Genomic DNA, 24,859 nt, shown 5'->3' with positions numbered 1-24,859 from the left:
AAATAGTTAGCTGAGAATTCGGAATTGACCCCTGTCACCGACTAGCCTTAAGAGCATGGCGGAATTCATTTATACGATGACCAAGGCTCGTAAGGCCGTTGGTGACAAAGTCATCCTTGACAATGTCAGTATGTCGTTCTTCCCAGGGGCCAAAATTGGTGTTGTGGGACCGAACGGTGCTGGTAAGTCAACGATCTTGAAGATCATGGCGGGTCTCGACACCCCGTCCAACGGCGAGGCACGACTCTCGCCAGGATATTCGGTGGGCATCCTGATGCAGGAGCCACCGCTGAACGAAGAAAAGACCGTCTTGGGCAATGTCCAGGAAGGCGTTGGCGAGATCTACGAGAAGATCACGCGCTTTAACGAGATTTCAGAAGAGATGGCTCAGGAAGGAGCCGACTTCGACGCTTTGCTCGACGAGATGGGCAAGCTTCAAGAAGCTATTGACGCGGCTGACGCTTGGGACATCGACAATCAGCTTGAACAGGCGATGGACGCATTGCGCTGTCCACCAGGCGACGAGATGGTCACGCACCTATCCGGTGGTGAACGTCGACGCGTCGCCTTGTGCAAGCTGTTGCTCCAGAAGCCAGATTTGCTGCTTCTTGACGAACCAACCAACCACTTGGACGCAGAATCTGTGCTCTGGTTGGAGCAGCACCTAGCCGCCTACCCAGGCGCAGTCCTTGCTGTTACCCACGACCGCTACTTCTTGGACCACGTCGCCGAATGGATCTGTGAAGTTGACCGCGGTCGCCTCCACCCATACGAAGGCAACTACTCCACCTACCTGGAGAAGAAGCGCGAACGCATGGAGGTTCAAGGCAAGAAGGACCAGAAGCTTGCCAAGCGACTGGCTGAAGAACTCGAATGGGTTCGTTCGAATGCCAAGGGCCGTCAAACCAAGTCGAAGGCTCGTCTGGCTCGTTACGAAGAGATGGCAGCGGAAGCAGAGCGCACCCGCAAGTTGGACTTCGAAGAAATCCAGATTCCGCCAGGCCCTCGTCTGGGCCAGGTCGTTATCGAAGCTGACAACCTGAAGAAGGGCTTCGGCGATCGCGTTCTGATTGACGGACTGTCCTTCTCGCTGCCACGAAACGGCATCGTTGGCGTAATTGGTCCGAACGGTGTCGGTAAGTCGACTCTCTTCAAGACCATTGTCGGCATGGAAGATCTGAATGGGGGTTCGCTGAAGATCGGCGAAACCGTCAAGATCTCATACGTTGACCAGAACCGCGAGAACATCGACCCCAATAAGTCGTTGTGGGAAGTAGTTTCCGACGGGCTGGACTACATCAATGTTGGTCAGGTTGAAATGCCGTCGCGTGCTTATGTTTCAGCGTTCGGCTTCAAGGGACCAGATCAGCAAAAGAAGGCTGGCGTGCTTTCCGGTGGTGAGCGTAACCGCTTGAACCTGGCATTAACCCTGAAGCAGGGTGGCAACCTGTTGCTTCTCGATGAGCCAACCAACGACTTGGACGTTGAGACCCTGTCATCGCTGGAAAATGCTTTGCTTGATTTCCCGGGTTGCGCTGTCGTGGTCTCCCACGATCGCTGGTTCCTGGATCGAGTTGCAACGCACATTTTGGCCTACGAGGGCACCGAGGAGAACCCTTCGAACTGGTACTGGTTCGAAGGCAACTTCGAGTCCTACGAAGCGAACAAGATTGAGCGCTTGGGCGCTGATGCTGCGAAGCCGCATCGCGTAACCCACCGCCGTCTAACCCGCGACTAGGACTAGATACAGCTATGGCCGCCACTTGTGGCGGCCATAGCTGTATCCGAGTTCAATTCTGATCTGAAAATTCAGTCCTGATGGATGGCAGCGAACAGCCCAGAGAGCTTTAGATACTCCCTGTTCTGGTGCAGCAGATGCTGCTGCTCTTCACCGCGAAGAATGTCGTGAACTTCTGCCGCTATCAATCGCGAGCCACCGACGCTCACCGAAGAATGAATTGTAGACCTGAAAGCAACGGGCGCATCTGCGAAGTACGGTTCACCGGTAGGCAGCAAATGGAAGTTCTGATCAGGCGTGAAACGGGGAGCGCCGGGCCGTGCAAAATTATTCGCCAGAGCTTCATGTTTTTCACCGAGCATGTGGATAAGGAAACTTGGTGCTGCCAGTACGGCGCCCGCGGCTCCCGATTCTTTTGCGAGCGAAAATGAGACGGCAACAGGATCTATCGACAAGGAAGCCAACGATGAAATCGTCAATCCGTACGGTATTTCGTCCACTGATGCGGTAATGAGTGCAACGCCAGCTGGATGATGACGGAATGCGGCACGGAATTCATCTGACAATTGGCTCATCAAGTAGCTCCTTTAAGCTGAGGTGAAATGCGTTGCTCAGCGGGCGACGCGGAAGATTTTGATCTCCCGCCAACGATACTGAATACCTCAAGGCTAAGACCTCAAGTAACCTTGAGGTCAAGGAGAGGATGGGTGATGATTCCCACGTCAAGTCAAGACGAAGGCCCAAAAGATATTCCGGCCGAGGAACTTTTGTCCATTGGCCAAGTTAGCGAACGCACCGGTGTGGCCCGCTCTGCGCTTCATTACTATGAAGAGGTCGGACTAATTGCATCATTGCGCACGGCAGGAAACCAGCGACGTTATCCTCGGCACCTGCTTCGCCGAATCTCGCTGATTACTGTTGGCAAGCAATTGGGCATTGCTCTCAGCGACATTAAGAGTGCACTAGCTCCCGTGCCGATGGATCGATTGCCCTCCGAAGAGGACTGGATTCGGGCTACCGCGCAGTGGAAGCTTGTCCTTGAAGCGCGCAGGCGCGCGATCGAAGAACTAGAAAATCGCCTCATGGGCTGCATTGGTTGTGGCTGCCTATCCATGCAGGCATGCAGCCTCTTGAACCCGGCAGATCAACTTTCCCGTCTAGGATCTGGAGCCCGAAGACTCGATACCGAAGACTGAGAAGAATAGGCGTCTTGAACTGGTGAGCCGCGAGTCGAAGCGCAAATATTCATCTTGTCGCTTCCTGCCTTGACTAGTAATTAGACTGGGATCATGAGAATTGATCAGATGTTCCGTTTTCCCATCAAGGGCCTGCCGGGAGAACCTATTGCTTCTGCGCCAGTTGAGGTTGGCAGCGGAATACTGGGCGATCGAAGCGTGGCCTTCTCAAATGGCACCGTGGAGGTCGCGGACGGCGAATGGAACAGCTGCCTTAGCTTCACTATTCTCAAGAACAACAAGAGCCTGCAAAAGTGGTCGGTGAAGTCGGAACCGCCTTTCATTACTGTATCGGCGCCTCGGGAAGTCGATGGGGATGCTCTGACTTTCGATTCGTCGCACGTGGACGGCCGTCGTGAGTTGCGGGAGTATTTATCCGTGCATCTTCCCACGCAAGGACCTTATCGGCGAGATGTCATTTCTACGCCCAATGGGATGTTCGACTCGCGGCTATCGGGGATTTCAATTATTAATCCAAATACCGTGAGACAGCTGTCTAAAGCTGGAGGAATTGACCTAGACCCTCGCAGATATCGTGGCAATATCCTCGTCGAAGGTCTTCCCGCATTTGCTGAATTCGGACTGATCGGGAAAGTGCTGCGAATCGGTGACGCCAGGATTGCGATCACCAAGTCCATCGAACGGTGCTCGGCTACCTCTGTTAATCCAGAGACAACGGAAGTCGATACAAACGGACCCCGATTACTTGCCACTCATTTTGGCCATCTCCACTGCGGAATCTATGGGACCGTCCTCACCTCCGGCCCTTTAGACGTTGGCTCGGAGATAGAAGTTGAAGAGATGCGCGAGGAAGAATCCCATCTTGTGCCCGCTAAACGTTCGCCGAGATTTGCCACCGTGCTGAGTATCATCGCGTACAGCCCAGAAATTGTCGGGCTCACCCTGAGTGATCCGTTTGGCTGGTTCAGCGAACATGATGAAGCAGGCAAGTATCTTCGGGTTCACCTCCCAGACCCATTGTGGCGCAACTATACAATCACCTCGGTAAACGACGGTACTGTCACCATCGCGATAAAGGTGCAAGGTGATGTCTCTCGGCGTCTGGCAAAACTCCAGGCCGGCGACGAACTATTGATTTCCGGTCCTTATGGCACAATGACTGCACCGAATGTGCTGCGCCGTCGAACCGCCCTCGTGACTGCCGGGATCGGAATCACCCCGGCTATTGGTTTGCTGCGGGACCCCAAGGCAGCCTCACGCGTTGAGGAGCTTCGATTGCTGCATGTCGAACGCGGTCGGCCGAGCCAATTGTCCGGGCAAGTGCGGGAGCTTTCGAGCCTCGTGGATGCCAATGCTGAATATCAACGATTCGACAGTTCAGAGAGGCGTCCTACTCATGAAGAGATCGCGGGCGTTGTCGACGGTTGCGACAGCATCGTGATTTGTGGACCTGAGGGATTTACTCGAGAGGTCCATGAACTTTGTCTGAAACAGGGGATACTGCCAGAGAAAATCCATGGGGAGACCTTCGTTTCGCCACAAACTGATCTAGCAAAACTCTTCCAGGGGCTACCCGCGGCGAGTGTCCGCTGCCAGAGCTCAGGGACAGAATTTATTTGGAAGCCCGAAGACGGTGTCCTGTTGGATTCGCTCGAAGCAGAAGGCCTGGACGCACCCAGCTTGTGCAGGGCAGGGTCATGCGGGCAATGCGCGGTGAAACTGCTCAAGGGCAGTGTGACGTATCCGATGGAACCGAGCGCCGCAGTTCCCACTGGGCAGATACTTACGTGTGTTTCTGTCCCCGCGGAAAATGTCGAGCTCGATCTCTGATTTGGATATTGGCCGGAATCGAAAAAAGGCGGTTCTTATTTTTTGCCGAATTCTGGCAATCTGATCATTCCTTCTTGGGCCACAGTTGCTACGAGCTGCCCGTCGCGATTAAAGAACTGTCCAGTTCCGAGACCACGCGCTGATGAGGCGGAAGGCGAATGAAGAACGTACAGAAGCCACTCATCGACTCTAAAGTCCTGGTGCCACCACATCGCGTGATCGAGACTGGCAATACTCAGCCCCTGGTGCACCCAGGCCAAGCCATGCGCGCGCAACACAGGTTCCAAAAGGACGTAATCGCTGGCGTATGCCAACGCCGCACGGTGCAGAGCCAAGTCATCGGGCATGGCGGAAGTCGTGCGCAGCCATACGGCGCTCTCGGCAACCTTGTTTTTGTCGCCTTCTAAATAAATCGGCTCGGTGACGTGGCGTACGTCGAAGGGGCGCTCAAAGGCCCACTCTTTTGCCACAGGATGGTTCAGGTGCCCTACGAGCTCCGCAGTTGTTGGCAGCGATTCAGGATCAGGCGCTTGGAACGGCATGGGATCGTGATGTTCCAAGCCCTCGGCTGGCTCCTGGAAGGAAGCGATCATCGAAAGAATCGGCTCACCGTTCTGGTAGGCATGAACCCGCCGGGCCGAGAAAGACCGGCCGTCTCTAAGCCGCTGCACGCCGAATGTAATGTTTTGGTTAGGGTCGCCGGGCCTCAAGAAATATCCGTGTAATGAGTGCACTGAACGAGTGGTATCTACAGTGCGGGTCGCCGCCATGATCGATTGGGCCAGCACCTGGCCGCCGAAAACCCGATTGCGGTTTTGCCTTGGTGTCTGGCCGACAAATATGTCTTCATCAGTTCGCGCCTGATGGTTGCCGTCCAGATCCAGAAGGTCTAGCAATATCTGAGTGGTACCTAGGTCTCCGGTCACGTTCTAAACTCCTTGCAGTGCGGTGGGGCAGAACCAAAATCAATATTACTTTAAAGTAATATTGACATCTGGTTTTCCCTGCTCGTAGGTAATCTATACGATTTTTCGGGTGCGCATCACGCCATCAGCTAATTCAATGACTCCGAAGCGATTGAGCGTGAGAATATTAATCCATGGCAAGCGATGTATTGATTTTTGACGACGTTAACTCTGTAAGCGATTTTGCGAACTTTGTGAGTCGGGCAAAAACTATTGAGGATGATGCTGCACTATTTGTTGCCAGAGGCACTGCCTTAGCTGTTTACGTCCCTGTTTTGGTCCCGGCCGAGCTGGGCCAAGGCCAGTACACGATTTTAGGCATGCGAGTCCATGGACTAGCTCAACCGGCCGAGATCAATGCCAGTTATTCGCTGTCGTCGATTCAGGATCGATTAGCTCGAATGGGGGATTCTTCCGTCGAGTTCACCTTGCCCCCGGTAGAGGCCACGGCCCGATGGGCTGGAATTTCTGTTCCGCTTTCAGGCTGGGAAGATTCAGGAACGATTCCCAATCACACACTGTCATCAGCTGCACAGACGGGAATTGATGCCGTGGCTCAAGCGTTGCCAGAAAACCCTGGCAAGCCGGTAATATCCCAGATCCGTCAACGAATTTGGTCCTCCGAAATCGCTGGCCAGGAACCGCCGCTACCTATGGGCGCAGCGTTTGCGATGCATGCATTGGGGTTCCTATCGCCAAACGGCGAAAGCAGAGTGCTCCGACAGGGGACGTGGCGCAGAATTAGCAATGATCGTGGACATGCAGTCCTTCGACAATCTTCGCTGCTCGGTTAGGTGAGTATTAAAAAGATGTGCTGGAACCAAATTTGGTTCCAGCACATCTGATTTTTCTCCAGATTAATCGGGAGTGTTTAGCATCGAGTGAGCTGCTCGCTCAAAGTAATCCCTGAGCGTCTCGGCTTGGAGCGGTGGCAACTCGAGCTGGTCAATTGCCTTATTCATATGACCTAGCCACACATCGCGGTAATGCGAGTTCACAGTGAAATTACCGTGGCGCATACGCAACCTAGGATGACCGCGGTGTTCGGAATATGTGGTCGGTCCGCCCCAATACTGTTCAAGGAACAACTGCAGCCGCACTTGCGCCGGATGCAGATCCTTCTCAGGGTACATCGCGCGGAAATCCTGATCTTCGGCAACCGAAGCATAAAAATTCTTGGTCAGCTGAGCAAAGACTTCGCGGCCGCCTACTTCGTGGTAGAAGGTCCCGGGGAATTGGGAAGCGTCGACTGATTCTTCCGCCAGATCCAGGAATTCTTGGCTGGAAGGCCCCAGAACGAGGGGTTTGCTGAACGGATCCTGCTTGACGCTATGCGGGATCTGGGGGTGTTCACTCATTATTGATTCCTCGGGAAAGGTTCGGAAGGACAGGTTCATGAAGAACCGGGAAGTTCACGGATCTGGCGATAAAGCAGACTTTGTTCGCTTGCTCATGCAGCGAGTCGGCAAGTTCTCGTTGTGCTTCGTCGGCAAGGCCAACCGCCGGACGCAGGACAGCTTGGACGAATTCGCCGCTATGATCACGGTTGAGCTGGAGCAGGCCATGGGCAGAGTCGCTGTAGCCGGTAACGACGACACCGTGTGTCACGGCGACGTGCAGATACGACAACATGTGGCATTGACTCAACGCCGCGAGCAGAAGCTGCTCCGGATTCCACCGGTCCTTGTCTCCATGAAAAGTCGGGTCAGCAGTTCCTGGAAGATCTGGCAAGCCTACTGAACGCACCACGTGGTCTCTACCGTAGCCACGGTAGCTCTCGGTGCCGGTACCGCGATTTCCAGTCCATTCCAGACTGATGTGATATTCATGCCGCGACAGATCCATACGTTCATTCTTACATCTTTAAACCATGAGGGTGCACTCAAGAACCTGGTGAGCTCTGAGTGCACCCTGAGGTGAGATGTATCTGCTACCGCTGGGTTTTAGGCATCCGCTAGGCGCGCAGCCAGGGCGCGTCGAACATCAGCGGCAGACTCGGTCAACAAGCGACGTAGTGCCGGGTGCTTTTCACCGAGGGATTCGAGGAATGCCTCGGTCTGGTCCAAAGTCTGCTGGGAGACCTGGGAATTCGGGTAGAAGCCAAGCACGATTTGCTTGGCCATTTCGTGGGAGAAGGTTTCCCACGCATGGATCAACAGGCCGAAGTACTTTTCGGTGTAGCCGGCGATCAACGACTTGTCGTGCACGTTGTTGAACCCTGCAATAATGGCGCTCTGCTGGTCATTCGACAGAGTCGCTGCCGTGGCGGCTTCAAAAGCTTCGTCCTTGGCCTGCGCAGTAGGACGCGAAGCGCGGGCGGTGTACCAGGATGCCTTGCCTTTGGCGGTGTCGTCAGTTTCCAGGAGGGCATCAATTTGTTCATCGGACAGTCGCCCGCCGGCGCTCAAAGCGATCGCCAGGGACCAGCGAAGATCGGTATCGATCACTAGTCCGTCAAGGGAGGTTGACCCATCGAACAGGCCTTGGGCGCGGTCCAGCTGTTCGGCAGTTCGCGAGCGATGCGCGAAGGCTTTGGCCAGCTGCAGCTGCGCGTCCGAACCGGCCTTCGCGTCCGAGGCAAGCTGCCACAGCTGGTCTGCAGCTCGAATCGACAATTCTGTGCTGTGCTCGGCTGCAACGTAGCTATCCAGCGAAGTATTCAGCTGGCGCAGCAGTACCATGATGACCGTCGAGTCGGCTTCGTGGCCAATGTTGTTCAAGAGCAGCTGAACGTAGATGCTTGCTGGTGATTCCGCATCGCGCACCGAATCCCAAGCAGCCGACCAGACCAAGGTGCGAGGCAGGGATTCATTGAAATCCTTCAAATGCTCGGTGGCAGTAGCCAAGGATCCTTCATCCAACCGGATTTTCGCGTAGGTCAGATCATCATCATTGAGCAGCACCAGGTCTGGTCGCTGCAGGCCAGCCAAGGCAGATACCTCGGTGGCCTCGCCGGAGATGTCGAGTTCCTCGCGGTGCACGCGCTGCAAGGTTCCTGTCTCATCGAGGCTGTAGAAGCCGACGGCGAGGCGATGCTGTCGTAGCGTTGGGTACTCGGCAATGGCCGACTGGCGAATGGTGAAGGAAGTGATTACACCCGCGGCGTCTGTTTGAATATCGGCGGTGAGGGTGTTCACTCCGGCCGTTTCAAGCCACTGCGCACCCCAACCGCTCAGATCGCGTCCGCTGGAGGTCTCCAATTCGCTGAGCAGGTCTGGCAGTTCGGTATTGGACCAGGCGTGCTTGGCGAAGTATTCACGTACTCCCGCCATGAACTCTTCCTGGCCGACAAAGGCTACAAGCTGGCGAAGAACGCTGGCCCCCTTGGCGTAGGTAATGCCATCGAAGTTGACCTCAACGTCTTCGAGGTCATTGATCTCGGCCACGATCGGGTGGGTTGAAGGCAATTGGTCCTGGCGGTAGGCCCAGTTTTTCTCCAGCGTATTGAAGGTGGTCCAGGCGCTGGTGAATTCGGTGTTCTGGGCAGCAGCAAGAGTAGACATGAATTCAGCGAATGATTCGTTGAGCCATAGGTCGTTCCACCACTTCATGGTGACCAGATCGCCGAACCACATGTGTGCAAGCTCGTGAAGGACGGTGATGGCGCGGCGTTCCACCATGGCACCGGTAGGGCGGGAACGGAACACATACTCTTCGAGGAAAGTGACTGCACCAGCATTTTCCATGGCGCCGGCATTAAATTCCGGAACGAACAACTGGTCATACTTTTCGAACGGGTATGGTGCGCCGAAGTTCTTTTCGTAGAATTCGAAGCCTTGACGCGTGATCGTCACGATATTTTCAACGTCCAGGTATTCCATCATGGAGGCGCGAGCAAAGACGCCGAGCTCGATGGTGCGACCGCTGGAGGAAACGAGCGAATCGCGGGCAACCTGATACGGTCCGGCGATCAGCGCGGTGATGTAGCAAGAGATGCGCTGGGTGGGTGCAAAGGCCCAAGTCGCTGCTTCGCCCTGCTCAACGGGCTGCGGAGTTGGAGCATTGGAAATGACGTTCCAGTACTTGGGAGCCGTGATCGTGAACTGGAAGGTGGCCTTAAGATCTGGCTGTTCGAACACGGCGAACATGCGACGGCAGTCCGCCACTTCGAATTGGGTATAGAGGTAAACCTCGTGATCCACCGGGTCAACGAAGCGGTGAAGCCCTTCGCCAGTGTTCATGTACAGCGCGTCAGCGTCAATGACCAGGACATTGTCCGCGGCGAGGTTTGAAAGCTGAATGCGGATGCCATCCGAGGCTTCGGCCGGATCCAGATCAATTCCATTGAGATTAATGGAACGTACTGAATCCGTGACGGCATCAATGAACGTGGAAGCCCCCTCGACAGCAGTGAAGCGCACGGTCGTCTTGGAAGTGAAGACGCGGTCGCCGCGGGTAAGGTCCAGGCTCACCTCATAGCTGTCGACGTTGAGCAGTTCTGCGCGAGTAGAAGCCTCGGCGCGAGTGAGGTTCAAACCTGGCATGGGTTCTCCAGTTCTTCATGAGGTGTGCATCCGCGGCAGTTATGAAACGGATATTGAATATTTCTATATTGTGTCATTGGCGACGGGGTATAAAGCAAGTCATCTCGGTGATCAATTTACTCAATTGTCAGATTTGCGCCGAAAACATGGCGCTTTGGGTCATGAACACGCGGGTGGCCCCGTAAAAATGCTGGCCATGCACTTCAACATGGCAATGGGTCCGCCTGAAATGGCTAAGCTAGATGAGAAAGTATTTGACCCCTCCCAGATAAACGAGGCTTTAGATTATGCGCGTGCATATCGCTACAGACCATGCCGGACTTGAACTGAGTGACCACTTGGTGAAACACCTGACTGCCAAGGGCTACGAAATGATTAACCATGGTCCCAAAGTCTATGATCCAGAGGATGACTACCCAGCCTTCTGCATCAACGCGGCTAAGGCAGTAGTGGAAGATCAGCGCGCTGGTCTGGACTCATTGGGAATTGTTCTTGGCGGCTCGGGTAACGGCGAACAAATTGCCGCTAACAAGGTGGAAGGCATTCGCGCCGCGCTTGCCTGGAACCTGGACACGGCAAAGCTTGCCCGTGAGCACAACAATGCCAACGTCATTGCTGTCGGCGGACGCCAGCATTCCGTTGAAGAAGCAGCCGAGCTCATCGAGGCCTTCTTGACTGAACCGTTCAGTGACGCAGAGCGTCACGTGCGCCGCATCGGCAAGATCGCTACTTACGAAACCACTGGCGAGGTCATCGACTAGTCGTGCCAGAAGGACATTCCCTTCACCGTCTTGCCCGCCAATTCGACGACGTCTTTGGCGGGCAAGTGGTTCAGGTTTCATCGCCAAAGGGTCGTTTCAGCGAGGATGCTGCCCGTATTGACGGGCAGGAACTTGAATTGGCCTTCGCAAAGGGCAAGCAGCTCTTTTGTCGATTTTCTAACGACCTTTACTTGCGCGTACATCTAGGGCTGTACGGCGCGTTCAGCTTTGGGGGAGACGGGCATTTTGTCGGCGCATCTTCAATTGGCGCCCCACGGAAAATTGGCGAGAGAGAAGTTGAAGCTGGCGGGAAGCCTGAAGAGTACGCAGGCCCGCCCGCTCCTATTGGCGTCGTTCGCGCACGCATAGTCTCAGAACACGGCTGGGCGGATTTACGCGGTCCTACGGCTTGCGAAGTGCTTGATTACGCGCAGGTGCAAGTCCAGTTAAGTAAACTCGGGCCTGACCCGCTAGCTGGAGCCGCGGCCGACTTCCGAGCGGCCAAGTCGCATTCTGATCCGAAGCAGGCACAAGCGGTGCTGGAGGAGGGGTGCAAGGAGTTTCGAGATAATCTGTCTCGCACAAAAACTGCCATCGGGATCGCTTTGATGAATCAAAATCTGATCAGTGGTGTTGGAAACATCTACCGGGCCGAGGCGCTTTTCCGCAATCGAATCGCGCCAGAGCTTCCTGCGAATCAACTTACCGAGCAGAAGGTCAAAAAACTCTGGCTCGATATCGTCACCGTCATGGAAGATGGTGTTCGTGATGGAAAGATCATCACAACTTTGCCCGAGGATCGCGAAGACGGATTGCCACTTTGGCCCGAAAATGCCTACTACGTATATCAACGCCAGGGTATGGGCTGTCGCCGTTGTACTGGAAAAATTTCTCTTGCCGAGGTCGCCTCAAGAAAGCTCTATTGGTGCCCGCGGTGCCAAAAGATGCCGCGATCGAAAAGAGCGGAATAGCGTTCGGGGCCGTAAATGAGATCAGGGGAATACTTTTCCTCTGATTCTCCGGCGTGTAGGGCTTTGAGTAGCGCAATCTAGATGCTAACCAAGAGGTTCCAAGTGAGACGGGGAATGGCCGATTTGCAAAGCGCATCTTTTATGGTCTAGACTCAATCTTGTTCGAAGCGCAGGGGCTTCGAAACGGGGATGTAGCTTAATGGTAAAGCCTCAGTCTTCCAAACTGATTACGCGGGTTCGATTCCCGTCATCCCCTCCAGAGAAAAGGCTCCGCATAGCGGGGCCTTTTCGCGTATCCGGAGCCCTGAATGCCTGGGATGAGGCAGCTTGTCCTTGATACGGATTCTTCTTTAATTTTTGTCGTTGCGCCTGAACTGGGATACGGACCTCGCTCCCCGGGGCTATCTCTTTGGTCCCTGGGGGAGCAGGACTTTTGTCCAGCGCGAGTGGCCTGAGGGTGCCAACGTTGGAATGTTGCTGTTATTCAACTCACTTCTCTCTTCAAGCAGTCCCAGATCAACCGTGTGATTACCGGAATTTCAGGGAATTGGGCGCGCTGGGCGTGGCGACATGACGGAGATTCGATTTTGCTTTTGGTTCGAACCCGTGTAACTTAGTTTCTTGTGATCAGCACGGGAAACAAATGATTCCCGAGAAGGTCATGGGACGGAAAGTCCAGATGAGGTTCGGTTTTCTGAACTGAATCGGGGTGTAGCTCAGCTTGGCTAGAGCGCGCGCTTTGGGAGCGTGAGGTCGCAGGTTCGAATCCTGTCACCCCGACTTTATGGATGAAAAAATTTTCAGCCATAATTTGAATCCAAGAAATTGGGTTTGATGAAACTGATTGATTAGAAATAAATTCTCAGATTCGCCAATAAACGGTTAGGCGTCATCCGCTGTGAAAACACGGAGCGGCCGGCTAATCGGGGTGTAGCTCAGCTTGGCTAGAGCGCGCGCTTTGGGAGCGTGAGGTCGCAGGTTCGAATCCTGTCACCCCGACTTTATGAGAAGAAATCCTCGGATTTCTGAACATGAAAATTGAGAGCTAAATATTATTTAGATCTTGTGATCACTAATAACTGTCAAAGGTAACTAGTAAGCATCACAAACGATTAGTGGATACAGGATGACTCGGGTTAGACTGTTCACTGCTAATCGGGGTGTAGCTCAGCTTGGCTAGAGCGCGCGCTTTGGGAGCGTGAGGTCGCAGGTTCGAATCCTGTCACCCCGACTCTGTCGAACAACCCCGCAACGCCACCATGTTGCGGGGTTTTTTGCAGATTAGACCTAATATTAGACAACTCAGGAGTACAACGCTGTGAAGAGCGCCGTCGAAAACGTCAACCCGACCCGGGTTAAGCTGACCGTTGAAGTTCCTTACGAGGAACTGAAGCCCCGCGTCGATGAGGCGTACAAGACCATCGCTCAGCAGATTCAGATCCCAGGCTTCCGTAAGGGTAAAGTACCTTCCCGCCTGATCGATCAGCGCGTTGGCCGTGGCTACGTCATCGAGACCGCAGTTAACGAAGGTCTGAACGACTTCTACCAGAAGGCCATGGTTGAGAACGAACTCACCCCTCTGTCCCGCCCAGAGGTAGACATCACCGAGCTGCCTTCGATCGAGAAGGAAGGCGAGGGCCAGCTGGTCTTCACCCTCGAAGTTGACATCCGCCCGAAGGTTGAGCTGCCGGATTACAAGGGAATCGAAGTTTCTGTTGAGGCAAAGGAAGTTGCTGACGAGGACATCGAGAAGGCTCTCGACGACCTGCGTGGCCGCTTTGGCACCTTGAAGGAAGTTGAAGCTCCAGCAGCTGCAGATTCCTTCGTCACCATCGACCTCACCGCTTCGGTAGATGGCGAAGAAGTTGACTCGGCTCAGGGCCTGTCCTACCAGATCGGTTCCGGCAACATGCTTGAGGGCATGGACGAGGCTGTTACCGGCCTGTCCGCTGGCGAAGACGCAACCTTCGAAACCACCCTGGCTGGCGGCGAGCACGCTGGCAAGGCAGCAACCGTCAAGGTTGTTATCAACGCCGTCAAGCAGCGCGAACTGCCAGAAGCAAACGATGACTTCGCTCAGCTTGCTTCGGAATTCGACACCATTGCCGAATTGCGCGAAAACTTGGCAAAGGATGCAGCAGAGGGCAAGATCGTTGAGCAGGGCGTAGAGGCTCGCGAGCTGGTTCTGGACAAGCTGGTTGAACTGGTAGAGGTTCCAGTTCCAGCTTCGGTTATCGATGAGCAGATCGAGCAGCACTTCAACGCTCCCGACGCCGAGGCCGATCACGACACCGAAGAGCACCGTTCAGAGGTTCGCGAGAACACCGAGCGCGCCTTCAAGAACGAGATCATCCTGGACGCTGTCGCAGACGCTGAGGAAGTTGGCGTAGAGCAGTCCGAGCTGATCGACTACATCGTCCAGACCGCTGGCCAGTACGGCATGGAGCCAAACCAGTTCGCTCAGATGCTGGACGGCGCCGGCCAGGTTCCAATGCTGATGGGCGAGGTTCGTCGCCGCAAGGCATTGGCCAAGGTTCTTGAATTCGCTACCGTCACCGATTCCAACGGTGCGGCTGTTGACCTGACTTCCTTCGTGAAGCCAGCAGGCGAAGAAGAAGCTGCCGAGGCTGAAGTCGAAGAAGCAAAGTAGTCTTTTCTAGACTCCTATGGCCATTGGCCGCCTTGAAAAAGGCGGCCAATGGCCATTTTTGTTCGCTGCAGGCGTGCATCATGCGCCGTGAGCGAAACAGGGGCATGAATCGCCCCATCAAAGCCTTGAAGTAAGTAATCTCAAAGTAACCAGTTGCAGCTTTGGGGTTGGAAATAGAAATCCCAGAATCTGATCTACACGTTTGGAAGAGGTAGAGAACATGTCAAATGATTCGCGCACTCCTACTATGGCAGCCGTCGATCCGGCCAGCCGTGACGACTACATCTACAACCGCTTGCTCAAGGAGCGCATCATCTGGCTGGGCTCCGAAGTCCGCGACGACAATGCGAATGCCATCTGCTCGCAGTTGCTCCTGCTCTCGGCCGAAGATCCGGAGAAGGACATCTACCTGTACATCAACTCGCCTGGCGGTTCGATCACCGCGGGAATGGCCATCTACGACACGATGAACTTCATCCCGAACGATGTTGTTACCGTGGCTACCGGCCTTGCCGCTTCGATGGGCCAGTTCCTGCTCTCCTCGGGTACCCCGGGCAAGCGCTTCGCGACTCCGAACGCTCGCATCCTGATGCACCAGCCATCTGGCGGTATCGGCGGCACTGCTTCGGATATCAAGATCCAGGCTGAGCTGATCATGCATATGAAGAAGGTCATGAGTGACTTGACCGCTGAGCAGACCGGTCAGAGCGTAGAGCAGATCCTGATTGATAACCAGCGAGACAAGTGGTTCACCGCTGAAGAAGGTCTTGCCTACGGCTTCTTCGACCAGATTGCAAAGCACGCCGGGTCTGTCACCGGTGGTGGCGGAGTAGAACGTCAGTAGCCGAACCCACCACTTGATACCCAAAGATTTGTCCTAGGAGATAACCATGAACTTCAATACTGAAGCTGTCAGTGGCCAGATGCCATCGGCTCGCTACATTCTGCCGCAGTTCGAAGAGCGCACCCCTTACGGGTTCAAGCGCCAGGATCCATACGCAAAGTTGTTCGAGGACCGCATCATCTTCCTCGGCGCTCAGGTCGACGACGCATCGGCTGATGACGTCATGGCGCAGTTGCTGGTCCTGGAATCTATGGATCCAGAGCGCGATGTCACCCTGTACATCAATTCGCCAGGTGGATCGTTCACCGCGATGACTGCAATCTACGACACGATCCAGTTCATCCGCCCAGAGGTGCAGACCGTTTGCTTGGGCCAGGCCGCATCGGCTGCGGCTGTCCTGCTGGCTGCCGGTACGCCGGGCAAGCGCCTTGCACTGCCAAACGCACGCGTGCTGATCCACCAGCCAGCGATGGGTGGCGGTGAGCGGGGTACCGCTACGGACCTGCAGATCCAGGCCGAAGAAGTTATGCGTATGCGCAGCTGGCTGGAAGACACCCTGGCTTCGCATTCGGGACAGCCAGTTGAAAAGGTTCGCGATGACGTAGAACGCGACCTCTTCATGACTGCAACGGAAGCCAAGGCCTACGGCATTGTTGATGAGGTCCTGACGCCACGCAAGCTGAACCGCGCTCAGCTGGGCAGCTAGCACTAACTCGGAATAATCCCCGATGAATGGCGGTTTACCAAGTGAGGCCACTTCATGACAACTGAAGTGGCGCAACACAGGTAAACCGCCATATTCATCTAATTTGGGGGACAACTAGCCTAGAATTGAGTAAGTCCACAGCTACTCAAGTAAACAGGAGAATGGTGCGATGGGACGCATGGGTGAAGGCTCGGATCTGCTGAAATGCTCTTTCTGCGGGAAGAGCCAAAAGCAGGTTAAGAAGCTAATTGCAGGCCATGGTGTCTACATTTGTACTGAGTGCATTGAACTTTGCAACGAAATCATTGCTGAAGAGTTTGCAGAAGAACAGGTGCATGAGGAGTTCTCCTTGGCTAAGCCACGAGAGATCTTTGATTCGCTGCAGGAGTACGTCATCGGCCAGGAGAACGCCAAGCGCGCACTTTCGGTCGCTGTCTACAACCACTACAAGCGCATCCACGGAAACCAGGATCATGGACCCGTGGCCGCGTTGACTAATGATGACCCATTGGGGGAAGTCGAAGTCTCAAAGTCGAACATCATGTTGATTGGTCCGACCGGTTGTGGCAAGACCTATCTCGCACAATCCCTGGCCAAGAAACTAAACGTTCCTTTTGCTGTAGCTGATGCGACGAGCTTGACTGAAGCGGGCTATGTCGGTGAAGACGTAGAGAATATCCTGCTGAAGTTGTTGCAAGCAGCAGACTACGACGTTAAGAAGGCCGAAACCGGCATCATCTACATTGACGAAATCGACAAGATCTCCCGCAAGAGCGAGAACCCGTCGATCACGCGCGACGTTTCCGGTGAAGGCGTCCAGCAGGCATTGTTGAAGATTCTTGAGGGAACTGTTGCTGCTGTTCCACCGCAGGGCGGTCGAAAGCACCCGCACCAGGATTTCATTCAATTGGATACCACCAATATTCTCTTCATTGTTGCCGGCGCTTTCGCAGGTCTAGAAGAGATCATTTCCTCCCGCGCAGGACAAAAGGGTATCGGTTTTGGCGCCCCGTTGACGGCGCTCAAGAACGAGACAGCATCGTATTCGGACGTTCGCCCCGAAGACCTCCTAAAGTTCGGATTGATTCCGGAATTTATCGGCCGCCTTCCAGTGATCACTACTGTTGAACATCTCGACAAGGAAGCGCTTGTTCGTGTCTTGACCGAGCCCAAGAACGCGTTGCTCAAGCAGTACCAGAAGATGTTCCAGATGGATGGGGTTGCACTGCGCTTCGATCAGTCGGCGCTTGATGCCGTCGCGGAGCTGGCCATCGAACGCGAGACGGGTGCCCGCGGGCTGCGGTCGATCCTGGAAGAAACTCTTGGTGGGGTCATGTTTGACCTGCCAAGCCGTGAAGATGTTGCTGAAGTTGTCGTGACACGTGCCACGGTCATTGACGGTGAAGAACCAGCAATGCTGTCACACGCAATGGTCGCCAAGCGCGACAAGAAGTCCGCCTAACTCGTTCATTGATCAATAGTTTGATTTTCGTAGGAAAGTTGGTAACGCATGGCTGAGCGTCAGCACGTTGATTTCTGGTTTGATCCAATTTGCCCATTTGCCTGGGCAACGAGCCGATGGATCAAGGAAGTTGAAAAGGTGCGTGACATTGACGTTTCTTGGCACGTCATGAGCCTATCGGTGCTCAACGAGGGCCGGGATTTGCCTGAAGACTATCGTGCAATGATGGATTCGTCGTGGGGTCCGGTGCGCGTAGTTCTGAAAGCTGCAGAAGTGCATGGCGAAGAAGTCAAAGACAGCCTCTACACTGCCATGGGCGAGCTGTTCCATTACGAGAAAATCTCGGACCGGGGCGAAGTGATCAAGAAGGCGCTTGAGAGGACCGGTCTGCCTGCAGAACTGGCCGAGGCAGCCGATACCGATGCCAACGACGAAGCATTGCGAGCCAGCCACGAAACCGGCATTAGCAAGGTCGGCCAAGACGTGGGCACTCCCATCGTAGCCGTAGATGGCGTGGCCTTCTTCGGGCCCGTTATCACCCGAGTTCCGACTGGTGAAGACGCAGGAAAGATGTTTGATGCAGCAGCACAGCTGGCATCGTTCCCATACTTCTTCGAAATGAAGCGCACTCGTACCGAGAGCCCAACCTTCGACTAAGTATTCCGGATGCACCGATAGAAGGACGCTCAGAATCCAGGGGCGTCCTTCGTTGCGTTAAGTCTTGGACACCGCGTTGGTTAAAGCTGGCACTTTCAGTGGTCATCCGCAGAATTATTGCCACCAAGGGATAGATGGCCACCTTATCTAGGGAGTACGTTGTGGAAAGTCGAGTGCATATGCCTCTCTGGCGAAAAATAGTGTCCATTGCCTGCATAGTTGTGGGCGTGATCGTGGCCCCGTTTTCAGTCGGAGCACTATGGGCCTCAGGGCATCTGACTAATACCGACGGCTTTGTAAAGACGTTGGGCCCTCTGGCGCAGAATCAAAAACTCCAGGAACTGGTTTCTGGGCAAGTCGCGCAGTCAATATCCGGGCAGCTTCGGATTGAGGAACACCTTGACGCCGTCGCTGGCTCAGGATGGTTGTCGCGTCTCATCCCCGCTGAAGAGCTGGCATCAAAGGCAAACGAGACAATTGAGAATGCTGCATTGCGAGTCGTTCAATCTGAGGATTTCGCTACGAACTGGCAATCCGCGCTACGGGCAAGTCATCAACGAACAGATCAAATCTTCACTGGTCAGAGTTCAGCTTCTCTTGACGAGGCGGGAAATCTAACTTTCGAGCTGGACGAAGTATTCGCAGGGATTTCAAAGACATTAACAGGATTGGGTATTCCGGATTTGCCCGTAACGGGCCATTTCGACTGGCAATTGAAATTGATCCAGAACGATGCGCTGCCCATGGTGAAACAAGCTTACCTGGTGGTCGGGACTATTGGACCGTGGGCAATCTACCTGAACGCCGCTTTGCTTGTTGCCGGAATCCTGCTCGCTCCGAGGTACCTCTCAAAATCGTTGTTGTGGCTCGCTGTTGTCACCACGCTGGGCTACATCGCAATTAAGACCGTGATTCCCGACTTTATCCAGGAGCGCTTACTGGCCAACACGGATAGGGAACTGGCTCGCGCCATTTTTGATCAGATCACCGGTGGCTTGGCAACAAGTTTCATCATCACCGCTATTGCCGCGGGAATTCTTGGAATGGCGTCAGTGCCTCTTTTGCGCACGCGCACGCGTGAACTCACGAACCACTGACCCACTGCCTGCGCTTGAGTGCATTCGGTTTTAGGCCGCTAGTGGAGTTCTCCGCAACATCTTGGTTCGAGAAGGAGTCGGTGCCGTCCTGGTTTAAGAGGCCAACGAATCAATAAGTCCTTTTTTGAACGACAACGGCAACTAATTTTTGCCCTCTTCAAGACCGGGGCGGGTGCATAAAGTACCTGATACCGAAGTTTTTCTTTCACAATTTTATTGAGTGCAACCCAGGTGCTTCGTATGTCTGGGGATTCCTCGGATGAGAGCTGGCTAAACCGAATTTTCTGGGACTGTCATGGTCGCCGGGAACCGATCGCCACGTAACGAGTCGTCTTGTCTCCTGAATCCAACGGCCCGGATTTACCTGTGAATAACCTGAGTTGCTTCATGTTCGCAGGCTAAAACGCTGTGTTCGTCGACGTTAGCGGAGGAAAAAATTCCTATAGAAATTGTGTGAAGTGTGTGTTTGACTAATTTGCACGAGTGCTGCGGCACCCCATCGATAGTGGTCATGTGCCACTGGACAAGGAGTTATATCGTGCAAGTTCGTTCAGTAAAGTCGAATTCCTCGAAGGTCAAAGGCAGACGGAGGCTGGCTGGAGCCGCACTTTTGGCAGGCGCTATGATGCTCAGCGTTGCACCAATGGCCAGCGCGGCACCCTCCTCAACAAACGATGACATCAAATCGATTAAGATATCGTCGCAGAAGTCTGATTCGGCACTTGAGTATTGGACTGCCGACCGAATGAAGGCTGCCAAGAGCGCTGACGCACTGGTCGCTGGCAAGTCGGGATCCGCAGCCAAGGTGGATACCAGCAAAGCTTCCAAAGTTCCTGGCCAGTCAGCCAACGCTAAAGCAGGAAAAATCAGTACAAAAGCTGGCGGGAAAACCCGTGGACAAGAGGCGCCTGTATCGCATATCGGCAAGGTGTTCTTCACTCTCGGCGGTCAAGACTATGTTTGCTCCGGCAACTCAGTGGTGTCAACGAATGAATCCACGGTGTCCACCGCGGGCCACTGCTTGAACGAGGGCCCCGGCGCCTTTGCAACTCGCTGGGTTTTCGTACCTGCCTACGAAAATGGCAATGCGCCCTACGGTTCCTTCGCCGCCACCGAACTGGTCACTACCGCCCAGTGGTCAGATGACGGCGACATCACTTACGACACGGGCTTCGCTGTGGTTTCGAACAGCAATGGCACGACACTGACCGACACCGTTGGCGCTTCGGGTGTTGCCTTCAACCAGCCGCGTGGTGAGTACTACACAGCCTATGGTTACCCAGCTGCTTCGCCATTCAATGGTGAGACTCTGCAATCCTGTGCCGGTTCGGCAACCGACGATCCATTTGGCCAGACTCAGTCGCAGGGTATACCTTGCAACATGACTGGCGGTTCCTCGGGCGGACCATGGTTCTTGGGCTCGGGCTCATCGTCGTACCAGAACTCGGTAAACAGCTTCGGCTACAACACCGTTCGCAATACGATGTTCGGCCCATACTGGGGCTCGGTAATCCAGCAGGCGTACCAGAACGCACAAAGCTAGATCGTTGAAGGTGGGTGGAGGAAAAGCCAATGAGGCTTTTCGGGGCATTTCAAGGAGAAAGAAGAGACGATGCCACAAGAGCATTCTTCAAAAGACGGGCCTGGCCGCCCACCGCAACGGCATGATTTAGAGCAAGGCGCTGAGGAGCAACTGGAGCACTTCAACGAAGAACGCCGGCGTCAGGCAAAACCAAGAAAGCTCATCCGTCCTTCACCGCCAAAGCAAAAAGCGGGGGAGGAGAAGAGCTGAAACGCATTGGGCGGCCATTCCAAGAGGAATGGCCGCCCAATGCATTTACTTGAAACTAGGCTTCTTCAGCAGGTGCCAACTCGACGTTGGTTACCGTGAGCTCGCCTTCTGTTTCGACCAGTGTCAATTCACGTGCGTTGGCTGCGGACTTCAGGTCTTCGAAACCAGCGCGCAACTGAGCTACCTGCGCCGTGGATGCGTGGATTTCGCCCGAGAGTACCTCGGTGCGCTGCTTGACCTTCGCATCGGACTTGGCCTTGCGGATACCTGAAAGGGCTTCGCCAACCAGCGGGAGAACCGCTGGATCGGCGCCCTCGACGGCGCTGGCCAAGTGATCGGTGCCCGGCCACTGGGTCAGGTGCACCGACCCGGTGCGCCACCAGCCCCAGACCTCTTCGGTGGCGAAGGGCAGGAAGGGTGCGAACAGGCGGAGGACCGAATCCAGCGTCGTAGCCAACGCAGCCAGGACGCTGGCCTGCTCGGCCTCGCCATGGCCGCCGTAAGCACGGTCCTTGACCAGTTCCACGTAATCATCCGTGAACGACCAGAAGAACGACTCGGTGATATCCAAAGCGCGCGCGTAATCGTAGTTGTCGAAGGCGCGCTTGGCATCCTCGATCACGGTGGACAGGCGTGCCAGCAGTGAACGATCCAGGCCGTTGGTGACAACCGAAGCATCGTCAGTCAAGACGTTGGCCTCGGTGGCGCCCAGATTCAACACGAACTTCGAAGCATTCAGAATCTTGATGGCCAGGCGGCGGCCAATCTTCATCTGGTTGATTTCGTACGCGGTATCGGCACCCAGCTTGGCGCTGGCTGCCCAATAGCGCACGGCGTCGGCACCGAACTTCTCCAGCACCTCGTTGGGAACCACGACATTGCCCTTGGACTTCGACATCTTCTTGCGGTCCGGATCCAGGATCCAGCCCGAAATCGCTGCGTGCTTCCACGGGGCGCTGGCGTGCAGGGAATCTGCGCGGACGGCGGTGGAGAACAGCCAGGTGCGGATGATGTCGTGGCCCTGCGGACGCAGGTCGAAGGGGTAGACCTTCGAGAAGAACTCATCGTCGCGGCCCCAGCGGCCTGCGATCTGCGGAGTCAGCGAACTGGTGGCCCAGGTGTCCAAGACGTCGGCATCGCCGATGAAGCCATTGGCGGTGCCACGCTGATCCTCGGTGTAGCCGGTTGGCGCATCCGCAGCCGGATCAACCGGAAGCTGTTCGATGGCAGGCAGGATCGGTGCGTCGTAGTTCGGCTCGCCGTGCTCGTCGACCTGGTACCACACGGGTACCGGAACGCCGAAGAAGCGCTGGCGGGAAACCAGCCAGTCGCCGTTCAAGCCCGACACCCAATTCTCGTAGCGCGAGCGCATGAACGAAGGATGGAAGTCGATTTCCTTGCCACGGGCGATCATCTGGTCGCGGCGCTCTTCATCGCGGCCACCATTGCGGATGTACCACTGGCGGGAAGTCACGATTTCCAGGGGCTTGTCGCCCTTTTCGAAGAAGTTCACCGGACGTGAGATCTTCTTCGGTTCTCCGTCAAGCAGGCCCGCGTCGGTCAGCAGCTCGACCATGGTTTCCTTGGCGGAGAACACCATCTTGCCGGAAATCTTGGCGTAGGATTCCTTGCCGGCCTCGGTGGTGATCCACTCCGGGGTCTCGGCCAGGATGCGGCCGTCGCGCCCGATGATGGGACGGGTTGGCAGCTGCAGTTCGCGCCACCAGGTCACGTCGGTCAAGTCGCCGAAGGTGCACACCATGGCGATGCCCGAACCCTTGTCGGCTTGGGCCAGCGGGTGCGGATGCACGGTGACCGGGACGTCGAAGAGCGGGGAGGTGACGGTCTTGCCAAACAGGTGCTGGTAGCGTTCGTCATCCGGGTGGGCCACCAGTGCGGCGCAGGCCGCCAGAAGCTCCGGACGGGTGGTCTCGATGAAGACCTGCTCGCCGTTCTCAGCGTTGAAGCCATAGCGGTAGAAGGCGCCGGGCATTTCGCGGTCTTCGAGCTCGGCCTGGGCCACGGCGGTGCGGAAAGTGACATCCCACAAGGTCGGAGCCTCGGACATGTAGGCATCGCCCTTGGCCAAGTTCTCCAGGAAGGCACGCTGGGACGCAGCGCGGGAGTTGTCGTCAATGGTGCGGTAGGTCATCCGCCAGTCAACGGACAGGCCCAGGGTGGTGAACAACTGCTCGAAGACCTTTTCGTCTTCGACAGCCAGCTCCTCGCACACCTCGATGAAGTTCTTGCGGCTGATAACGTCCCAGTCGCGCTGGTTCTTGGCCGGCTTTTCCGGTGGACGGTAGCCCTCGATGTACGGCTTGGTCGGGTCGCAGCGCACCCCGAAATAGTTCTGCACGCGGCGTTCGGTCGGCAAGCCGTTGTCATCCCAGCCCAGTGGGTAGAAAACGTTCTTGCCGCTCATGCGCTGGTAGCGGGCCAACACGTCGGTCTGCGTGTAGGAGAACATGTGTCCTACGTGCAGGGACCCGGACGCCGTTGGCGGGGGAGTGTCGATGGAGTACACGGACTCGCGAGTCGTGTCCTCGTTGAAGTGATAGGTGCCCTCGGTGCGCCACCGGGACGAAAGACGTTCTTCCAAGCCTTCCAAAGCGGGCTTGTCAGGAACGGAAACCGTTGCGGGCGTGTCTGTGCCCAAGTTTTCTTCTGCCATAGCCTTATTCTTTCATGTTTTGCACAGCGACAAGGCATTGTTTCCCATGGCCTGCGCCACGATGCCGCCAAGGGCGGGCAAAACCGCGTTCTGGCCGCACCCCGGGCAGAAAGCAGAGGTCAACGGCCACAGCACCTGGCGGCCTGCTATTTGCTCATAAAGCAGCTGGGATCTCGAAGTCCTGAAACGTAAGAGAAATTCACGTCTTACCAGCTGGCAATGAAGTAGCCATAGAGTTGGAGCTATGACTAACACAGAATTCCAAGCGCCTCGTTCCGCCGTTGTCACCGGCGCTTCTAGCGGTATTGGCCAAGCCACCGTTCGAGCCCTGCGCAATCAAGGATGGACCGTTTTCGCTGTCGCGCGCCGTGCGGATCGATTGGAAGCACTTGCCCAGCAGACGGGTGCGATTTCCGTCCCTGCGGATGTCAGCGTCCAGACCGATGTAGAGGTATTGGCCAAAACCGTTGAATCCGCAGGAGGCATCGATACCCTGATCAATTGCGCCGGTGGCGCACGCGGCACCGAGTACTGGGCCGATGCCATTGACGAGGACTGGGAATTCATGTGGCAGGCCAATGTCATGGGAACGATGAGGCTCACGCGCGCCCTGTTGCCACAGTTGCGACGGGCACGAGGCACGGTCCTGAACGTGACCTCGACAGCAGCACTAGCAAGCTACGAAGGCGGCAGTGGATACAACGCCGCCAAGGCGGCCGAGCGTGCCATGACCCAGGCTTTGCGTTTGGAAGAAGTGGAAAACGGCTTGCGAGTCATCGAGATCCTCCCTGGCTTGGTGCAAACCGAGGAATTCGCGCTGCGGCGCCTTGGCAGCCAAAGCGCGGCTGACAGTGTCTATGCCGGAGTTGACAATCCGTTGACGGCCGAAGATGTCGCCGAAGTGATTCGCTACGCCGTCAGCGCTCCAGCCCACGTAAATCTCGACGAGATCGTTATCCGGCCGCAGGCGCAAGCCGCAAACCACAAGCTAATCCGCAACGCCAAATAATCGTTGCGCAACCCACCGTTGAG

At 55.5% G+C, this 24,859-nt stretch carries 22 protein-coding genes and 4 tRNA genes; 20 read left to right on the top strand and 6 right to left on the bottom strand.

Annotated features, from left to right (window positions below; genetic code table 11):
* Nucleotides 1–55: 55 nt before the first annotated feature.
* Entirely contained in the window at nt 56–1,738 is a 1,683-nt protein-coding gene (ettA, locus tag AC6CHO_RS05920; RefSeq protein WP_060701813.1) for an energy-dependent translational throttle protein EttA, read from the top strand.
* A 71-nt stretch (nt 1,739–1,809) separates the two neighbouring features.
* Here the strand turns inward: ettA and AC6CHO_RS05915 are convergent, their stop codons facing one another.
* The gene (locus tag AC6CHO_RS05915; RefSeq protein WP_444663557.1) at nt 1,810–2,313 is read right to left on the bottom strand and encodes a flavin reductase family protein; all 504 of its coding nucleotides are present in this window, start codon (nt 2,311–2,313) and stop codon (nt 1,810–1,812) included.
* 135 nt (nt 2,314–2,448) lie between these two features.
* Between AC6CHO_RS05915 and soxR the strand changes: the two genes are divergently transcribed.
* A complete protein-coding gene (gene soxR, locus AC6CHO_RS05910) occupies nt 2,449–2,934 on the top strand; it encodes a redox-sensitive transcriptional activator SoxR (protein ID WP_498214118.1) in 486 nt (161 codons plus the stop codon).
* A 93-nt stretch (nt 2,935–3,027) separates the two neighbouring features.
* A complete protein-coding gene (locus AC6CHO_RS05905; protein ID WP_498214116.1) occupies nt 3,028–4,764 on the top strand; it encodes an MOSC domain-containing protein in 1,737 nt (578 codons plus the stop codon).
* A gap of 35 nt (nt 4,765–4,799) precedes the next feature.
* Here the strand turns inward: AC6CHO_RS05905 and tesB are convergent, their stop codons facing one another.
* Nucleotides 4,800–5,690, bottom strand: coding sequence for an acyl-CoA thioesterase II (tesB, locus tag AC6CHO_RS05900; protein WP_498214115.1), 891 nt, complete (start codon nt 5,688–5,690; stop codon nt 4,800–4,802).
* A 173-nt stretch (nt 5,691–5,863) separates the two neighbouring features.
* On the opposite strand from tesB, the gene AC6CHO_RS05895 reads away from it, so the two are divergent.
* The gene (locus AC6CHO_RS05895) at nt 5,864–6,523 is read left to right on the top strand and encodes a DUF8185 domain-containing protein (RefSeq protein WP_498214114.1); all 660 of its coding nucleotides are present in this window, start codon (nt 5,864–5,866) and stop codon (nt 6,521–6,523) included.
* A gap of 63 nt (nt 6,524–6,586) precedes the next feature.
* On the opposite strand, the gene AC6CHO_RS05890 is transcribed toward AC6CHO_RS05895, so the two are convergent.
* The 3 genes from AC6CHO_RS05890 to pepN all read right to left on the bottom strand — a co-directional run bounded on the left by AC6CHO_RS05890 (nt 6,587) and on the right by pepN (nt 10,213).
* Nucleotides 6,587–7,087 (bottom strand): globin, encoded by a 501-nt coding sequence (locus AC6CHO_RS05890; RefSeq protein WP_308219396.1) that lies wholly within the window; start codon nt 7,085–7,087, stop codon nt 6,587–6,589.
* Nucleotides 7,080–7,574 carry an OsmC family protein gene (locus AC6CHO_RS05885; protein WP_498214113.1) on the bottom strand — a complete coding sequence of 165 codons (495 nt, stop codon included), beginning with the start codon at nt 7,572–7,574 and terminating at the stop codon, nt 7,080–7,082. The genes AC6CHO_RS05890 and AC6CHO_RS05885 overlap by 8 nt, the downstream gene beginning before the upstream one ends.
* Before the next feature lie 98 nt (nt 7,575–7,672).
* The gene (gene pepN / locus AC6CHO_RS05880) at nt 7,673–10,213 is read right to left on the bottom strand and encodes an aminopeptidase N (RefSeq protein WP_498214111.1); all 2,541 of its coding nucleotides are present in this window, start codon (nt 10,211–10,213) and stop codon (nt 7,673–7,675) included.
* Here pepN and AC6CHO_RS05875 point away from each other — a divergent pair.
* The 15 genes from AC6CHO_RS05875 to AC6CHO_RS05805 all read left to right on the top strand — a co-directional run bounded on the left by AC6CHO_RS05875 (nt 10,212) and on the right by AC6CHO_RS05805 (nt 21,153).
* The gene (locus AC6CHO_RS05875) at nt 10,212–10,538 is read left to right on the top strand and encodes a hypothetical protein (protein ID WP_498214109.1); all 327 of its coding nucleotides are present in this window, start codon (nt 10,212–10,214) and stop codon (nt 10,536–10,538) included. The two genes, pepN and AC6CHO_RS05875, sit on opposite strands and share 2 nt — an antisense overlap.
* Entirely contained in the window at nt 10,501–10,974 is a 474-nt protein-coding gene (locus tag AC6CHO_RS05870; RefSeq protein WP_498214108.1) for a ribose-5-phosphate isomerase, read from the top strand. The genes AC6CHO_RS05875 and AC6CHO_RS05870 overlap by 38 nt, the downstream gene beginning before the upstream one ends.
* A gap of 2 nt (nt 10,975–10,976) precedes the next feature.
* The gene (locus AC6CHO_RS05865; protein WP_498214106.1) at nt 10,977–11,945 is read left to right on the top strand and encodes an Fpg/Nei family DNA glycosylase; all 969 of its coding nucleotides are present in this window, start codon (nt 10,977–10,979) and stop codon (nt 11,943–11,945) included.
* Nucleotides 11,946–12,130: 185 nt separating this feature from the next.
* A tRNA-Gly gene (locus AC6CHO_RS05860) sits at nt 12,131–12,204 on the top strand.
* Between the two features lie 446 nt (nt 12,205–12,650).
* A tRNA-Pro gene (locus AC6CHO_RS05855) sits at nt 12,651–12,725 on the top strand.
* A 144-nt stretch (nt 12,726–12,869) separates the two neighbouring features.
* Nucleotides 12,870–12,944 (top strand) — tRNA-Pro (locus AC6CHO_RS05850).
* 157 nt (nt 12,945–13,101) lie between these two features.
* Nucleotides 13,102–13,176: transfer RNA gene (locus AC6CHO_RS05845), tRNA-Pro, on the top strand.
* An 87-nt stretch (nt 13,177–13,263) separates the two neighbouring features.
* Nucleotides 13,264–14,595 (top strand): trigger factor, encoded by a 1,332-nt coding sequence (gene tig, locus AC6CHO_RS05840; RefSeq protein WP_060701804.1) that lies wholly within the window; start codon nt 13,264–13,266, stop codon nt 14,593–14,595.
* A gap of 247 nt (nt 14,596–14,842) precedes the next feature.
* Nucleotides 14,843–15,439 (top strand): ATP-dependent Clp protease proteolytic subunit, encoded by a 597-nt coding sequence (locus AC6CHO_RS05835; protein WP_060701803.1) that lies wholly within the window; start codon nt 14,843–14,845, stop codon nt 15,437–15,439.
* A 46-nt stretch (nt 15,440–15,485) separates the two neighbouring features.
* Nucleotides 15,486–16,145, top strand: coding sequence for an ATP-dependent Clp protease proteolytic subunit (locus AC6CHO_RS05830; RefSeq protein ID WP_146275271.1), 660 nt, complete (start codon nt 15,486–15,488; stop codon nt 16,143–16,145).
* A gap of 169 nt (nt 16,146–16,314) precedes the next feature.
* Nucleotides 16,315–17,607, top strand: coding sequence for an ATP-dependent Clp protease ATP-binding subunit ClpX (clpX, locus tag AC6CHO_RS05825; RefSeq protein ID WP_498214105.1), 1,293 nt, complete (start codon nt 16,315–16,317; stop codon nt 17,605–17,607).
* A gap of 48 nt (nt 17,608–17,655) precedes the next feature.
* A complete protein-coding gene (locus AC6CHO_RS05820; RefSeq protein WP_498214104.1) occupies nt 17,656–18,264 on the top strand; it encodes a mycothiol-dependent nitroreductase Rv2466c family protein in 609 nt (202 codons plus the stop codon).
* 161 nt (nt 18,265–18,425) lie between these two features.
* Entirely contained in the window at nt 18,426–19,361 is a 936-nt protein-coding gene (locus tag AC6CHO_RS05815) for a hypothetical protein (protein ID WP_498214103.1), read from the top strand.
* A gap of 745 nt (nt 19,362–20,106) precedes the next feature.
* The gene (locus AC6CHO_RS05810; RefSeq protein WP_309245001.1) at nt 20,107–20,904 is read left to right on the top strand and encodes a trypsin-like serine peptidase; all 798 of its coding nucleotides are present in this window, start codon (nt 20,107–20,109) and stop codon (nt 20,902–20,904) included.
* 69 nt (nt 20,905–20,973) lie between these two features.
* The gene (locus AC6CHO_RS05805; protein ID WP_498214102.1) at nt 20,974–21,153 is read left to right on the top strand and encodes a hypothetical protein; all 180 of its coding nucleotides are present in this window, start codon (nt 20,974–20,976) and stop codon (nt 21,151–21,153) included.
* Nucleotides 21,154–21,208: 55 nt separating this feature from the next.
* Here AC6CHO_RS05805 and valS read toward each other — a convergent pair whose 3' ends face one another.
* On the bottom strand, nt 21,209–23,827 hold the full coding sequence (gene valS / locus AC6CHO_RS05800) for a valine--tRNA ligase (RefSeq protein WP_498214101.1): 2,619 nt from the start codon (nt 23,825–23,827) through the stop codon (nt 21,209–21,211).
* Nucleotides 23,828–24,071: 244 nt separating this feature from the next.
* On the opposite strand from valS, the gene AC6CHO_RS05795 reads away from it, so the two are divergent.
* A complete protein-coding gene (locus AC6CHO_RS05795; RefSeq protein WP_498214100.1) occupies nt 24,072–24,836 on the top strand; it encodes an SDR family oxidoreductase in 765 nt (254 codons plus the stop codon).
* Nucleotides 24,837–24,859 lie beyond the last annotated feature (23 nt).

Source organism: Glutamicibacter sp. GQ173, assembly GCF_059759215.1.
Note: the sequence above shows the minus strand (reverse complement) of the source record. Positions and strands in the feature narration are given on the sequence as shown.

Coding starts and splice junctions, on each gene's coding strand:
- AC6CHO_RS05915 (WP_444663557.1), bottom strand. CDS start 2,313: ATGAGCCAATTGTCAGATGAATTCCGTGCCGCATTCCGTCATCATCCA.
- AC6CHO_RS05810 (WP_309245001.1), top strand. CDS start 20,107: ATGAAGGCTGCCAAGAGCGCTGACGCACTGGTCGCTGGCAAGTCGGGA.
- AC6CHO_RS05830 (WP_146275271.1), top strand. CDS start 15,486: ATGAACTTCAATACTGAAGCTGTCAGTGGCCAGATGCCATCGGCTCGC.
- pepN (WP_498214111.1), bottom strand. CDS start 10,213: ATGCCAGGTTTGAACCTCACTCGCGCCGAGGCTTCTACTCGCGCAGAA.
- AC6CHO_RS05805 (WP_498214102.1), top strand. CDS start 20,974: ATGCCACAAGAGCATTCTTCAAAAGACGGGCCTGGCCGCCCACCGCAA.
- AC6CHO_RS05835 (WP_060701803.1), top strand. CDS start 14,843: ATGGCAGCCGTCGATCCGGCCAGCCGTGACGACTACATCTACAACCGC.
- valS (WP_498214101.1), bottom strand. CDS start 23,827: ATGGCAGAAGAAAACTTGGGCACAGACACGCCCGCAACGGTTTCCGTT.
- AC6CHO_RS05820 (WP_498214104.1), top strand. CDS start 17,656: ATGGCTGAGCGTCAGCACGTTGATTTCTGGTTTGATCCAATTTGCCCA.
- AC6CHO_RS05870 (WP_498214108.1), top strand. CDS start 10,501: ATGCGCGTGCATATCGCTACAGACCATGCCGGACTTGAACTGAGTGAC.
- AC6CHO_RS05885 (WP_498214113.1), bottom strand. CDS start 7,574: ATGGATCTGTCGCGGCATGAATATCACATCAGTCTGGAATGGACTGGA.
- ettA (WP_060701813.1), top strand. CDS start 56: ATGGCGGAATTCATTTATACGATGACCAAGGCTCGTAAGGCCGTTGGT.
- AC6CHO_RS05905 (WP_498214116.1), top strand. CDS start 3,028: ATGAGAATTGATCAGATGTTCCGTTTTCCCATCAAGGGCCTGCCGGGA.
- soxR (WP_498214118.1), top strand. CDS start 2,449: ATGATTCCCACGTCAAGTCAAGACGAAGGCCCAAAAGATATTCCGGCC.
- AC6CHO_RS05875 (WP_498214109.1), top strand. CDS start 10,212: ATGGGTTCTCCAGTTCTTCATGAGGTGTGCATCCGCGGCAGTTATGAA.
- AC6CHO_RS05890 (WP_308219396.1), bottom strand. CDS start 7,087: ATGAGTGAACACCCCCAGATCCCGCATAGCGTCAAGCAGGATCCGTTC.
- clpX (WP_498214105.1), top strand. CDS start 16,315: ATGGGACGCATGGGTGAAGGCTCGGATCTGCTGAAATGCTCTTTCTGC.
- AC6CHO_RS05895 (WP_498214114.1), top strand. CDS start 5,864: ATGGCAAGCGATGTATTGATTTTTGACGACGTTAACTCTGTAAGCGAT.
- AC6CHO_RS05795 (WP_498214100.1), top strand. CDS start 24,072: ATGACTAACACAGAATTCCAAGCGCCTCGTTCCGCCGTTGTCACCGGC.